Here is a 13,357-nt window from a genome sequence, read left to right as displayed (position 1 = left end):
GGCCCCTCCATAGTGGCTGACCACAACTATTGTGCGACCAAACCGTTGTTTCGGATCACCGCGGCGTACCATTTGGCGCTCGACTTCGGGATTCGGGCCTGAGTCTCGTAGTCGACATAGACCATGCCGAAGCGCTTCGAATATCCCCAAGCCCATTCAAAGTTATCCATGAGCGACCACGCGAAGTATCCACGTAGCGGCACGCCAGAGGCTATCGCCTCGTGGCAAGCCCGCAGGTGGGAATCGAAGTAGGCGAGCCGATCGGCGTCGTGCACCTCACCGTCGACGACCTCGTCGATGAACGCCGAACCATTTTCCGTGACGTAGAGCGGAAGCTCCGGGTACTCGCGGTGCACCCGGGTCAGCACCTCGACCATTCCGGGAGCGTCGATCTCCCAGTTCATGTCGGTGACCGGAAGGCCCCGGTCGCCGAACGTGACGTGCTCGCTGCCCGGCCAGGTGGACGGCTTGCGCCAGTGCGGACCGGGCTCCTCCCCCTCGGGCGGGGCACCCACGACGTACCGGCTGTAGTAGTTGACGCCCAGCACGGACAGCGGCGTGGAGATCACCGCGAGGTCCTCGTCGCGGACGTGCGCGAAGTCGGTCACGTCGCGCAGGTCGGCGACTACGTCAGCGGGGTACTCGCCGCGCAGGATCGGGTCGAGGAAGAAGCGGTTGGCCAGCCCGTCGATGCGGCGTGCGGCGTCCGCATCGGCGGGCGAGCCGGTCAAGGGCGAGATCGCGTACAGGTTGAGCGTGACGCCCACCTCGAGATTCGGCCGTGACGCCCGGATGGCCTGCGCCGCGAGCCCGTGGCCCAGCATCAGGTGGTGCCCGGCTCGCACCGCGTCGGCGCCGTCGCTGCGACCCGGGGCGTGCACGCCGGAGCCGTAGCCGAGGAACGCCGAGCACCACGGCTCGTTGAGCGTCGTCCAGTACCGCACCCGGTCACCGAGCGCGCCGACGGCCAGTTCGGCGTACTCGGCGAAGCGGTCGGCGGTTTCGCGCGCCGGCCAGCCGCCGGCGTCTTCGAGTGCCTGGGGCAGGTCCCAGTGGTAAAGCGTGACCCAGGGCTCGATGCCGTGCTCGTGCAGGTCGTCGACCAGCCGGCTGTAGAAGTCCAGGCCCGCCTGATTGGCCGGCCCGGAGCCGCCGGGTTGGATGCGCGGCCAGGAGAGCGAGAACCGGTACGAACGCAGTCCGAGCTCCGCCATGAGCTTCACGTCTTCGGTGACGCGCCGGTAGTGGTCGCATGCCACGTCGCCGGTGTCGCCGTTCCGGACCTTGCCGGGCGTCCGGCAGAACGTGTCCCAGATCGACGGTGCGCGCCCGTCTTCCGCGGCGGACCCCTCGATCTGGTACGCGGCGGTGGCCGCACCCCAGAGGAAGTCCGCCGGGAAAATCGGATCTGTGAGCTCGGACTGGTCGTTCGTCACGCTTTGACCGCACCTTCCATGATGCCGCTGATGATCTGACGGCCGAACAGGATGAACACGATAGCCAGGGGCACCGTTGCGAGCGCCGTACCGGCGAAGACCTGCGAGTAGTCCGTGTAGTACGCCTGGTTCAGGCTACGCAGGGAGATCTGCACGGTGGGATTCGCGGGGTCCTGGAGCACCGTCAGCGGCCAGAGGAAGTCGTTCCAGGTCTGCATGAAGATGAACAGACCCAGCACCGCCGCGGCCGGGCGGAGCGCCGGCATCACGATGCTCCAGTAGATCCGCCAGGTGGAGGCGCCGTCCACCCGGGACGCCTCGATCAGCTCGTCGGGCACGGTCTGGCTCACGTACTGGCGCATCATGAACACGCCCCACGCGCTGACCAGCGACGGCACGATGACCGCCTGGAGCTGGTTCTGCCAGCCGAACTTGACCATCATCTGGTACAGCGGGATGAGGCCGAGCTGCACGGGCACCATCATCGTCGCCAGGATGATCAGCAGCATCGCGTTCTGGCCGCGGAACCGCAGCTTGGCGAACGCGAACCCGGCCAGCGACGAGAAGAACACGACGGCGACCGTGACCACCGTGGAGATGATCAGCGAGTTCGTCAGGCCGGTCACGAACGCGGCGTTCTCGTTGTCGAGGACCCGGCCGATGTTGTCGAAGAGGTTGCCGCCCGGTGTGAGCGGCGGCGGGACGCTGCCGATCGCGTCGTTGGTGCGGGACGCGATGACGACCATCCAGTAGAACGGGAAGAACGACACGATCGCGGCCGCGATCAGCGTCACGAAGGTCAACGGGCTGGCCTTCCATAGCCGCGACGCGGCGCCCTCGGCCTTGGGCTTGCGGGCCATCACCGGCCTCCCTTCACTTCGCCGAGCCGATGCGACGGGTCAGCAGGTAGTTGATGAACGCGACGATCACGATCAGCAGGAAGAGCGCCCAGGCGACGGTCGCGGCGTACCCGAGGTTGAACCGGGTGAACATGTTCTCGAAGAGGTACATCGTCACCGTCTGGTACTGCCGCAGCGTGCCGCCGGTGTAGTTGCCGGAGCCGGAGGAGAACATCAACGGCTCGGCGAAGAGCTGCAGGCCACCGATCGTGGAGATGATCACCGTGAAGATGATCGTCGGGCGCAGCATCGGCACCGTGATCTGCCAGAACTGGCGGCGCGCCGAGGCGCCGTCGAGCGCCGCCGACTCGTACAGGTCCTTGGGGATCGACTGCATCGAGGCCAGGTAGATGAGCGTGTTGTATCCGGTCCAGCGCCAGTCGACCATGGTGGAGATCGCGATCCAGGACGCCCACTTGGTGGCGCGCCAGTCGATGTTCTCCACGCCGAACCAGCCGAGCACCCAGTTGGCGATGCCGAAGTCGCGGTTGTAGATCTGGCCAAAGATGATCGCCACGGCGGCGGTCGACGTGATGATCGGCACCGCCATGGTCATCCGGAAGAAGCCGCGCCCCCGAAGCTTCCGGTTGAGCGCGTTGGCCAGGTAGAGGCCGATCAGCAGCTGCGGGACGGTCGAGACGACGAAGATGCCGAGCGTGTTGTAGACGGAGTTCCAGAACTGCTCGTCCTTCATCAGGGCGGTGAAGTTGTCCGCGCCGACGAACTCGCCCTCGCCGCCGAGCGGCTGGTTGTGCAGCGACACCCAGAACGTGTAGACGAGCGGATAGAGCTGGAAGATCAGGAAGATCACGAAGAACGGCGCGACGTACAGGTACGGCGACGTCTTCATGTCGAGCCGGGTGCCGAAGGTACCGCGGGCCTTGCGTGGTGGTGGGGGTTGGGCGTGGCTGTGCGCGGGCCGGCCACGGCGCGTGCGGTCCGCGGTGTTGGGTGTCATCGGGGCTTCCTTCCGATCCGGGCCGGTCGGGTCGCGCGGCGGGTGGCGCCGGTGAGTTCCGGCGCCACCCTCACTGCTTTCTCGCAGGCACTCCGTTACTTGGAGGCTGCTTCACCGGCCTTGAGCGCGTCTTCCCATGCCTGGGCCGGCGTGCGCTGCCCCTGCTCGATGCTGCGGAGAGCGTTCTCGACCGCGTCCCGCACCGCCTGGTTCTTCGGGCCGAGGTACACCGGCTTGAAGTCCTTGGCGCCGGCGCCGAAGATCTCGCCGGTGGGCGCGTTGCTGAAGTAGTCGTTCTTGCTGGCCAACAGCGTCGGGTCCTCGAGAGCCTTCGGCGACGACGGCAGGTTGCCCAGCGCCTTGAACGCCTCGAGCTGCGCCTCGGGGGTGGTCAGGAACTTGGCCAGCTCAGCGGCCTCCTTGGGGTGCTTGCTCTGCTTGGGCACCGAAAGGAACGAACCGCCCCAGTTACCGCCGTTGCCGGGCGCCTTCGCGATGTCCCACTTGGCGGCGGCCGCGTCGCCCGCGTTGCCCTTGATGACACCGGTCATCCAGGCGGGGCAGGTGACGATGGCGAACTGGTCCTGCTTGAAGCCGGTGGCCCACGGGTCCGAGAAGGTCTGGAGGCCGGCGGAGAGCTTGGCCTCGATCGCCTTGACGGTCAGGTCCCACGCGGTCTTGACGTCCGGGTTCGAGCTGAGCACGAACTTGTCGGACTTGTCGTAGTACGTGTATCCAGTGCCGTTACCGGCGGTCTGCATCAGGATCGAGTTGTACGTGTTCGTCGCGGCGTCCACGAACTTGACCTTGCCGCTCTTCGCCTGGAACTTCTTGCCGGTCTCGATGAACGCGTCCCAGGTCGGCCACTGCTGTGCCACGGCCGCGCGATCGGTGGGCAGGCCCGCCTTCTCGAACAGGTCCTTGCGGTAGCAGATCGCCATGCTGCCGACGTCGGTGCCGAGGCCGAGGATCTGGTCGCCGGCCTTGCCGTCGTTCCACTTCCAGGGCAGGAAGTTGCTCTCCAGCGAAGCCGCGCCGTAGTCGCCCAGGTTCACGAAGTTCTGCTTCTGGGCCTTGAACTGGACGATCGTGCCCTCTTCGAGCGCCACGATGTCGCCAGCACCGGCACCGGAGGCCATCCACTGGGTGAGGCGGGTGTTGTAGTCACCGAGCCCCATGCCCTTGCCACGCTGCTCGATCTTGATGTTCGGGTGGTCCGCTTCGTACTTCTTGATCAGCTCGTCGTACCCGAAGCCCTGCTCACCGAAGATGTCGACAGTGAGCTTGATCTGCTCATTGCCGGAACTGCCTTCGTCGCCGTCATCGCCGCACGCGGTGGTCACGGCGAGTACCGCGACCGAAGCGAGCGCGACCGCCGCAAACCGCCGGCGCGTCGTAACGCTCATCCCTGACCCCTCTCAGGTCGTCATGTGTGTGGTGGGGGTGTGCCGGTGCCCCGCCGTCACGTCGCGACCGCACGAAAAGTGCGGCACGCAGCCGCGAAGGACGGCGTGTCTGGCGCCACACGGTGCCCGGTGTGGTCCTGACCACACCACCGCCGGGAGCGCTCCCATGAGATTGCCGGGGCGTTTCTAGGGTGTCAAGACCCAAGTGGGAGCGTTCCCATTTCGTTACTCGCTGCAGGGGCGAAGTCGGAATTAGAGAACAGAAGGGGTGAAGGGGCCCCAAAAAACGCCCACAAAACCGGTCAAACGGTCTCGGGAAACCGATCTATTAACACGAAAAGTCGCTTACGCCAAGCGGCGCAGCAGCGTGCTGATTCTCTCGGCGTCGAAGGCCGCGGGATCGAAGGCCCGGCCGATCCACAGGCGCATCGATTCATGTTCAGGGTGTGCGGGGTCGCGGACCGCTGCCAGGAACTCCGCGTATCCGAACGCGCCGCCGACGTCTTCCGGCGGGCACGCCCGCGCGCCGCCCACGCAGGCCGGGTACCGCTCGTCGGGCTCCGCGCCGAAGACGTCTTCGACCACGATCTCGTGCTCCCACCAGTCCCCGAAGTCGTACGTGTAGCCGAGCCGGGTGCCTTTGGACGCGATGGCGTCGAGACGGACGTCGAGCTCGTCGCGCAGCGCCAGCTCGCCGTCTGGATCCGGCTCGCCGTACTGGACGCCGTCGACGTCGAACGAGTGCAGGTGGTAGTCCTGCCAGCCCATCGAGTACTGGATCACGCGGTGCAGGCGGTCGAGCGTGTAGCCACCGGGAACGAGGACCCGCCGCCACACCGCCGGCCGGACATCGGCGAGCGTCACCTTGAGCTGGTAGATCTGGCGCGGCATGGCGTTGTTGTCTCCCATTCCGTAGGGTTCCGGTCTCCCATTCCGTAGGGTTTCCCCATGATTTGCAGGGCCTGCCGGGCCAAGCGTCACGAGGAGTGCCGGGGGCGGAGCTGGTGTGACTGCCAGCACCGTACCCCGCAACCGACCCCACCTGTCACGGGTCCAGCGGGGGAATGATGGATATCGCCCGGCTTTGGCCCGACCCCGACGCGGCACCACTCGACGACGCGGCCCTCACCGAGCTGTACGCCCACCGCGCCGGCCCTGACCTGCGGGTCAACTTCGTGTCCAGCGTGGATGGCGCGGTCGAGCTGGACGGGTACTCGGAAGGGCTGTCCAGCGGCTCCGACAAGCGCGTGTTCGGCCTGCTCCGGATGCTCTGCGACGCGCTCGTGGTCGGCGCGGGCACGCTGCGCCACGAGGGGTACCGGGCGCTCCGGCTGGACGAGAAACGGCGGGCCTGGCGTACGGCGCGCGGGATGTCCGAATACCCGACGCTCGTGGTCGTCTCGGGCGCCCTGGAACTCAACCCGGCGCAGGCGGCGTTCGCCGACGCCCCGGTCCGCCCGATCGTGGTCACGCACGGCCGCGCGCCGGCCGACCGCCGCGCGCTGCTCGAACCCGTCGCCGACGTGCTCACGGTGGGCGACGACCGCGTCGACCTGTCGGCGGCCCTCGCCAGGCTGCGCGAACGCGGCCTCGCGCACCTGCTCTCCGAAGGCGGCCCGCACCTTTTCGGCGCGCTGCTCGCCGAAGACCTCGTCGACGACGTGTGTCTGACGATCTCGCCGCTCGTGACCGGACCCGGCGCCGGGCGCATCGTGGCCGGCGCCCCCACACCACCGAAGGACTTCACTCTCCGTCACGCGTTGATAGCGGACGGCGCGCTGCTGACGCGATACGGCCTCGATCGGTGAACGTGGCACACCGGCACAGGTGAGTCGCACGGGACGGCGTCGTACCCGTGAGGCACGATGAGATCCGTGGCAGACAGCGAGACACAAGCGCCCGGTGAGCCGGTCGGCCGGGTGCTCGGCACGGCCGACGCCACTCCCCTGCAGTTCTGGACCGCGGTCACGCCGGGGAGTTACCTCCAGCTCGACGACGTGGTCGTCACCAAGCGTGAGCTTCCCGACCGCGAGCCGGTCACGATCGCTGGCGTGGTGACGCAGGTGCGGGCGCGGCACGAGGGTGCGCAGTTCGACTCCGACGTATTCGCGATCGCCGACGGCACGCTGCCCGCACTCGTGCAGGAGGCCGCCGAGATCACCACCACGCGGGTCGACCCGGAGCTGTACGTGCCGCCCTCCCCCGGCGCCATCGTGCACCGGGCACAGGGCGACGCGCGCGCGGCCGCGCTGCACTTCGACCGCATGGAAAAGCGCATCCCGATGGGCACGGGGCGAGACGGCATCCCGGTCTACCTCAACGCCGACTTCCTCGACGGCAGCCGCGGCGCGCACGTGTCGATCTCCGGCATCTCCGGCGTGGCCACCAAGACCAGCTTCGCCACGTTTTTGCTGTACTCGGTCTTCCGCTCCGGCGTCCTCGGCGGCGACGCGGTCAACGCCAAGGCGCTCATCTTCAACGTCAAGGGCGAAGACCTGCTCTTCCTCGACCACCCCAACGCCCGGCTCGACGACGCCACCACCGCCGCGTACGCCAAGCTCGGCCTGCCCGCCACGGCCTTCCCCGACGTGCGTGTCTACGCCCCGCCGCGGGCCGGCGACTCGTCGGGCTCACCCGACGTGAGCAGCCGCCTCGCCGGCGTCGACAGCTTCTACTGGACGCTTGGCGAGTTCTGCGAAAAGCGCCTCCTGCCGTACGTCTTCGCCGACGCCGACGACGAGCGCCAGCAGTACACGATGGTGGTGCACTCGGTCACCGCGCACCTCGCGCGCGCCGCGACGTCCACCGACGGCGGCGTGGTCGTCGAGGGCACCAGCCTGCACTCGTACCCCGATCTCGTCGACCACATCGTCGAGCAGCTCACCGACGACGAGACCCGCCACACGTGGGCCGGCAGCGCCATCAACATCGGCACCGTCAACGCGTTCGCCCGCCGGCTGATCGCGAGCAAGAAAGACCTCGCCCGGCTGATTCGCGGGGATCTCGCCACCCGGCGCCCGCACGCGGTCAACACCGCCGAGAGCGCCCAGGTGACGGTCGTCGACCTGCACAACCTGCCCGATCGCGCGCAGCGCTTCGTGGTCGGCGTGACGCTCAAGACCGAGTTCGAGCGCAAGGAAAAGGCGGGCACCGCGAAACCGCTGCTGTTCGTCGTGCTCGACGAGCTCAACAAGTACGCGCCGCGAGAGGGCTCGTCGCCGATCAAAGAGGTGCTGCTCGACATCGCCGAGCGCGGCCGGTCGCTCGGCGTGATCCTGATCGGCGCGCAGCAGACCGCCAGCGAGGTCGAGCGGCGCATCGTCACCAACTCGGCGATCCGGGTCGTCGGGCGGCTCGACCCCGCCGAGGCGTCCCGCCCCGAATACGGCTTCCTGCCGCCCGCACAGCGCCAGCGCGCGCTGCTCGCCAAGCCCGGCACCATGTTCGTCAACCAGCCCGACATCCCCGTGCCGCTGTGCCTGGAGTTCCCCTTCCCCGCGTGGGCGACCCGGGTCTCCGAGGCGGGCCAGGCGCCATCCGCGACACTCCGCTCGATCGTGCAGTCGGCCGACCCCTTCGCCGTGGTCGGCGGCCGCCCTGACGACGAGATTCCGTTCTGATTTCGGGGGGTCCACCATGAAGATCCTGCACACCTCCGACTGGCATGTCGGCAAGGTCCTCAAAGGACAGTCCAGAGTCGACGAGCACATCGCCGTCCTCGCCCAGGTGGTCGAGATCGCCCGCGACGAGCGGCCCGATCTGGTCATCGTGGCCGGCGACCTGTACGACACGGCGGCGCCGTCGCCGGAGGCGACAAAGCTTGTCACCCGGGCGCTCTCCGCGCTGCGGAGCACCGGCGCCCAGGTCGTCGCGATCGGCGGCAACCACGACAACGGGCCCACGCTCGACGCGCTGCGCCCGTGGGCCGAGGCCGCCGGGGTGTCGCTGCGCGGCACCGTCCGCGACTCGGCCGCCGAGCACCTGATCGAGGGCGAGACCGCGGGCGGAGAGCGCTGGCGACTGGTCGCGCTGCCGTTCCTGTCGCAGCGGTACGCCATACGAGCCGCCGAGATGTACGAGCTGACCGCGGCCGAGGCTTCGCAGACGTACGCCGACCACATCGGACGGTTGCTGTCCGTCCTTTGTGCTGGCTTCGGCTCCGGCACCGTCAACCTCGTCACCGCGCACCTGACCGTGGTCGGCGCCACGATGGGCGGCGGCGAGCGCGAGGCGCACACCGTGATGGGATACGCGGTGCCGTCCACCGTCTTCCCGAGCAACGCGCACTACGTGGCGCTCGGCCACCTGCACCGGTCGCAGCAGGTGGTGGCGTCCAGCCACGTGCGATACAGCGGCAGCCCGCTCGCCATCGACTTCGGCGAGGAAGACAACGCACCCTCGGTCACGATCGTCGAGGTCACCGCCGACACGGCCCCCCGGGTACGCGATGTGCCGGTCACCGCGGCCACGCCGCTGCGCACGGTCCGAGGCACGCTCGCGCAGCTGTCCGAAGTAGACCCTGGTGAGGGCTGGCTGCGCGTGTTCGTACGGGAGATGCCGCGGGCGGGGCTGCGCGAGGAAGTACAGGCGTTGCTGCCCAAGGCGTTGGAGGTCCGCATCGATCCGGACCTGTTGCGCGAGCTCGCCGAGGCACCCGGAGCGCGCGCCGCGCAGCGGGCCGGCCGATCACCGCGCGAGCTGTTCGCCGACTACCTGGAGAGCCGCGGTCACGCCGACGAGGGTGTCAAGGAGCTGTTCGACGAGCTCTACGAGGAGGTGTCCACATGAGGCCGGTCCGGCTCGACATGGCGGGCTTCACCGTCTTTCGCGACGAGACCACCATCGACTTCACCGACACCGACTTCTTCGCGCTGATCGGTCCCACCGGCTCCGGCAAGTCCACTGTGCTCGACGCCATCTGCTTCGCGCTGTACGGCCAGGTGCCGCGCTGGGGCACCAGCCGCGGCATCGCCAACGCCCTCGCGCCGTCGTCGTCCGAGGCACGGGTGCGGCTGGTGTTCGAGTCCGCCGGCGCGCGATACGTGGCCACCCGGGTGGTGCGACGCGACGGCAAAGGGCGGGTCTCCACGAGCGGGGCCGGGCTCCAGCTGATGCCGCCCGGGTTCGACCCCACCAAGCTCGACACCGGCATGACCCCCGACGACCTCGGCGAGGTACTGGCCGGCACGCCCACCGAGATGGACCAGGCGGTACTGGAAGCGGTCGGGCTGCCGTACGAGCAGTTCACGAGCTGCGTGGTGCTGCCGCAGGGGCAGTTCGCCGACTTCCTGCACGCCAAGCCGGCGACCCGGCAGCAGATCCTGGTCAACCTGCTGGGGCTCGACGTCTACGAGACGATCCAGAAGCAGGCCACCACCCGGGCGACGCAGGCCGAGGCCAAGCTGGGCACGGTCGACCAGGTGCTGCAGGGGCTCGCCGACGCCGACGAAGAGGCGGTCGCCGCGGCGGCGGAGCGTCTGGAGGCGGCCCGCGATCTGGCCAAGGCGGTCGACGCGGCAGTACCCGAGCTGCTGGAAGCCCAGCGCGACGCCGACGCCGCCCGCGCGGCGCTCGCCGGCCTGGAAACCGACCTGAAGCGCCTCTCGGGCCTGGCGCCCCCCGGCGACCTCTCCGGAGTCGCCGGCGCGGTGGCGACCGCGCGCGCGGCGCTCGCCGGCGCGGCGGCCGCCGTGGCCGACGCCGAGGAGCGCGAGGAGAAGGTGCGCGGTGAGCTGGCCGGCGCGTCCGACGCCGCCGCGCTCCGCCTGCTCCTGGAGGCGCACGCCGAGCACGACAAGCTGGCCGGGCAGGCGGCGGCGCTGGCTTCCTCCCTGGCCGACGCTTCGCAGGAGCACGCCGCCGCGGTCGACGCGCTGGAGCGGGCGCGCACAGCCGAGGCGCACGCCATCGAGCACCTGGAGGAGGCGCGCCGGGCGTACCAGGACGCGCAGACCGCCGACCGGGCCGCCGCCCTGCGCGCGCACCTGGAAGCCGGCGACGAGTGCCCGGTGTGCGCCCAGCCGGTGCCGGTCGTGCCGCCGATGCCGGCCGGCTCGGCGGTGACCGCCGCGGAGGCGGCGGGCAAGACCGCGCGCACCGCGGCCGACAACGCCAAGGCCGCGGTGACCGCTCGCGACAAGGCGCTGCGCGAGCTCGACCGCACGGTCGAACGGGCCCGCGCGCAGCACGATCAGCTCACCGGGCGACTGGCCGAACTGGCCGCCCGGCTCACCGGCTCGCCCGGCCCCGACGCGCTGCGCCGCGAGCTCAAGGCACTGGCCGCCATGCAGGCACGGCTCGACGAGGCGGGCGCCGCGGTGCGCGCCGCCCGCGAGGCGCAGCGCCGGGCACAAGCCGGCGCCGACGCGGCCGACGCCGGGGTGCGCACCGCGTGGCAGGCGTTCGACCGGGCACGCGACCAGGTCGCCGCGCTCGCTCCCCCGGCCGCCGACCGCGACGACGTGGTGGCCGCGTGGGCAGCCCTGGCGCAGTGGGCGTCCGCGCTGGCTTCCGAACGGCGCGGGCTCCGCGAGAGCGCGGCGGCTCGGGTACAGGAGGCGCAGGATTCCGTCGGCGCGCTGGCGGAGCGGATCGGAGCGCTGTTCTCCGACGCGGGCTTGCCTGTGCCTGGCGCTGGGCGGGCTTCTGCTGGCGGCGCTTCCCTCGGTGGCGTTGGCGGCGCCTCCCTGGGTGGCGTTGGCGCGGCTTCCCTGGGGGGCGTTGGTGGGGCCGACTTTCTGCGGGCCGCGGCCGTTGCTGTCGAGCGGGCCGAGGGGGCGCACGAGCGGCTGGCCGAGCGGCACGCGCAGGCCTCGGAGCTGCGAGAGCAGCGCTCCGGCCACGAGCGCACCGTCCAGGTCGCCAAGACGCTGGCCGGCCACCTGCGCGCCAACAACTTCGAGCGGTGGCTGCTCGAAGAGGCGCTCGACCTGCTCGTCGACGGCGCCTCCGGCATCCTGCGCGAGCTGTCCAGCGGGCAGTACGAGCTGGTGCACGACAAGGGTGACTTCTACGTCGTCGATCACCACGACGCGGGACTGCGCAGAGGCGTGCGCACGCTGTCGGGCGGCGAGACGTTCCAGGCGTCACTGGCCCTCGCGCTCGCCCTCTCCGAGCAGCTCGCCGGCCTGTCCACCACCGCGGCCAGCCTCGAGTCGATCGTCCTCGACGAGGGATTCGGCACGCTCGACGCGGCCACCCTCGACACCGTCGCGGCCACCCTGGAAAATTTGGCGGCCCGCGGCGACCGCATGGTCGGCGTGGTCACCCACGTGAGCGCGCTGGCCGAGCGCGTGCCCGTACGCTTCGAGGTCCGAAAAGACGCCCGCTCCGCCCGCGTAGAACGCATGGGCCTATGACCGGAGGTCCTATGAGCCGGGTCTTTGTCGACACGTGGGATCCGTCGTATGGGGCGTCGTTCGCGGCCGACGATGGCGGTCCCGCCTCTCCCAGCAGCGCGCAGGTCGACCCTTCCGTCGAGCTGGACGCCGCGGAATGGCGCCCACTGACCCCACCGCCCGGCCTGGTCGCGCCCGACGTCGTGCTCCTCGTCGACGGCGTACGCCGCATCGACGCCGGCCTGTGGACCGAGGAACCCGACGGCTCCTCGTACGCCGGCCTGGCCGCCTCCTACGCCGCCGGCGTCGTCCGGTGCGACCTCCGCCGAGGCGCCGCGGAGCTGGCCGGCGCGCGCGTCGCCCGCGGCCTGTTCACCGCCAGCCCGTCGGCCAGTGACATGGTGGCGGGGCAGATCAGGTACGAACTGCGGAAGGTGAGCGGCTCGGGCGAGTTGAGCAAGCTGCCCGCGGCGGTACAGGGTCCGCTGACCGCGCTGGAAATCGAGGTATCCGGCAGCGCCCGCACCGACGGCGACCTGCTGGTCGTCGACGGGCCACTGCGCAACAGGCGCCAACTTCCGCGCACCATCGGCTACATCAAGACACAGCACAGCCAGTACCTGCCGCCCGCGCTCGCCGGGATCGTGACCGCGCTCCGCCCCGGGCAGCGCTCGCCCGTGTTCCGCCTCGGCACCGCGTGGGGCGGCTACTCCTGGTACCTGCGCTTGCCGGGAGCCGGCGGCGCACCGTGGGCCGGCATCGTCCGCGTCGAGTGCTCTCCCGACCTGACGGTGCCGCAGGCGGTGGAGCTGGCCCACCTGTCCGTGGTCACGCTCCCTCGTTTCGCCTCCACGGCGTACAAGGATCCCCGCGCCCCGCAGAACCTGATCCCGATCGCGGGCCTGGAGCGCCGCCTCCGCGGCCTACTGGGCGACGCCCGCTTGCTACACCGCGCCCTGACCCTAGCCTCCACCCGTCTCTCCTAACTCGACCCTCCTCCCCTCTTCCACCGCGCCGGCGCCCGCGCTGCTTGGGCCGCGCGCGGCCGCCGGTTTCGGCCGCCCCCTCCCCCGCGCCGCGCCAGTGTCGCTCTGCGCGCCGATCAAGAAGCGCTGTCCCTGCGGGCCACCCGCAGGTGGGTGAAAGAGGGGGCAACCCAGCCCGCGCCCGTCCTTTCCCCGGCGCCGCCGCCCGCCCGTGACGGCGTCTCGCCACGCCCCGCACGCGGATCAAGGGCGAATGCACGGCTCTTCGCCCCGATGTGTGGGTTGGGGTCGGGTTGGTGATTGGGGCACGCCGTTGCCTGGCCTAGGTTTCGGAC

Annotated in this window: 10 protein-coding genes; 5 read left to right on the top strand and 5 right to left on the bottom strand. The window is 70.1% G+C overall.

Annotation, left to right across the window (positions count from 1 at the left end):
* Positions 1-26: 26 nt before the first annotated feature.
* The 5 genes from QMG73_RS33045 to QMG73_RS33025 all read right to left on the bottom strand — a co-directional run bounded on the left by QMG73_RS33045 (position 27) and on the right by QMG73_RS33025 (position 5,590).
* Positions 27-1,436, bottom strand: coding sequence for a GH1 family beta-glucosidase (locus tag QMG73_RS33045; RefSeq protein ID WP_281902295.1), 1,410 nt, complete (start codon positions 1,434-1,436; stop codon positions 27-29).
* Positions 1,433-2,296, bottom strand: a complete 864-nt coding sequence (locus QMG73_RS33040; RefSeq protein ID WP_281902293.1) for a carbohydrate ABC transporter permease — start codon at positions 2,294-2,296, stop codon at positions 1,433-1,435. Before QMG73_RS33040 ends, QMG73_RS33045 begins: the two co-directional genes overlap by 4 nt.
* A 13-nt stretch (positions 2,297-2,309) precedes the next feature.
* A complete protein-coding gene (locus tag QMG73_RS33035; RefSeq protein ID WP_281902361.1) occupies positions 2,310-3,185 on the bottom strand; it encodes a carbohydrate ABC transporter permease in 876 nt (291 codons plus the stop codon).
* A 203-nt stretch (positions 3,186-3,388) separates the two neighbouring features.
* Complete coding sequence (locus QMG73_RS33030) at positions 3,389-4,699, bottom strand: ABC transporter substrate-binding protein (protein WP_281902291.1); 1,311 nt, start codon at positions 4,697-4,699, stop codon at positions 3,389-3,391.
* Between the two features lie 345 nt (positions 4,700-5,044).
* A complete protein-coding gene (locus tag QMG73_RS33025) occupies positions 5,045-5,590 on the bottom strand; it encodes a plasmid pRiA4b ORF-3 family protein (protein WP_281902288.1) in 546 nt (181 codons plus the stop codon).
* Positions 5,591-5,763: 173 nt separating this feature from the next.
* On the opposite strand from QMG73_RS33025, the gene QMG73_RS33020 reads away from it, so the two are divergent.
* The 5 genes from QMG73_RS33020 to QMG73_RS33000 all read left to right on the top strand — a co-directional run bounded on the left by QMG73_RS33020 (position 5,764) and on the right by QMG73_RS33000 (position 13,022).
* Entirely contained in the window at positions 5,764-6,507 is a 744-nt protein-coding gene (locus tag QMG73_RS33020; protein WP_281902287.1) for a pyrimidine reductase family protein, read from the top strand.
* Positions 6,508-6,573: 66 nt separating this feature from the next.
* Positions 6,574-8,319 (top strand): ATP-binding protein, encoded by a 1,746-nt coding sequence (locus QMG73_RS33015; protein WP_281902285.1) that lies wholly within the window; start codon positions 6,574-6,576, stop codon positions 8,317-8,319.
* 16 nt (positions 8,320-8,335) lie between these two features.
* Positions 8,336-9,487: an exonuclease SbcCD subunit D gene (locus QMG73_RS33010; RefSeq protein ID WP_281902283.1), complete on the top strand. Its 1,152-nt coding sequence runs from the start codon at positions 8,336-8,338 to the stop codon at positions 9,485-9,487.
* Positions 9,484-12,057 (top strand): AAA family ATPase, encoded by a 2,574-nt coding sequence (locus QMG73_RS33005; protein ID WP_281902281.1) that lies wholly within the window; start codon positions 9,484-9,486, stop codon positions 12,055-12,057. Before QMG73_RS33010 ends, QMG73_RS33005 begins: the two co-directional genes overlap by 4 nt.
* 11 nt (positions 12,058-12,068) lie before the next feature.
* Positions 12,069-13,022, top strand: a complete 954-nt coding sequence (locus QMG73_RS33000) for a hypothetical protein (protein WP_281902280.1) — start codon at positions 12,069-12,071, stop codon at positions 13,020-13,022.
* The last annotated feature ends 335 nt before the right edge of the window (positions 13,023-13,357 follow it).

This window comes from Phytohabitans aurantiacus (assembly GCF_027923225.1).
GTDB classification, from domain to species: Bacteria; Actinomycetota; Actinomycetes; order Mycobacteriales; family Micromonosporaceae; genus Phytohabitans; species Phytohabitans aurantiacus.
This window is presented reverse-complemented; position numbering and strand designations above follow the sequence as displayed.

What these genes read in the sequence shown, in the direction of transcription:
- QMG73_RS33040 (WP_281902293.1), bottom strand. Translation starts at nt 2,296, where the DNA reads ATGGCCCGCAAGCCCAAGGCCGAGGGCGCCGCGTCGCGGCTATGGAAG.
- QMG73_RS33035 (WP_281902361.1), bottom strand. Translation starts at nt 3,185, where the DNA reads ATGAAGACGTCGCCGTACCTGTACGTCGCGCCGTTCTTCGTGATCTTC.
- QMG73_RS33030 (WP_281902291.1), bottom strand. Translation starts at nt 4,699, where the DNA reads ATGAGCGTTACGACGCGCCGGCGGTTTGCGGCGGTCGCGCTCGCTTCG.
- QMG73_RS33025 (WP_281902288.1), bottom strand. Translation starts at nt 5,590, where the DNA reads ATGCCGCGCCAGATCTACCAGCTCAAGGTGACGCTCGCCGATGTCCGG.
- QMG73_RS33020 (WP_281902287.1), top strand. Translation starts at nt 5,764, where the DNA reads ATGATGGATATCGCCCGGCTTTGGCCCGACCCCGACGCGGCACCACTC.
- QMG73_RS33010 (WP_281902283.1), top strand. Translation starts at nt 8,336, where the DNA reads ATGAAGATCCTGCACACCTCCGACTGGCATGTCGGCAAGGTCCTCAAA.
- QMG73_RS33005 (WP_281902281.1), top strand. Translation starts at nt 9,484, where the DNA reads ATGAGGCCGGTCCGGCTCGACATGGCGGGCTTCACCGTCTTTCGCGAC.
- QMG73_RS33000 (WP_281902280.1), top strand. Translation starts at nt 12,069, where the DNA reads ATGAGCCGGGTCTTTGTCGACACGTGGGATCCGTCGTATGGGGCGTCG.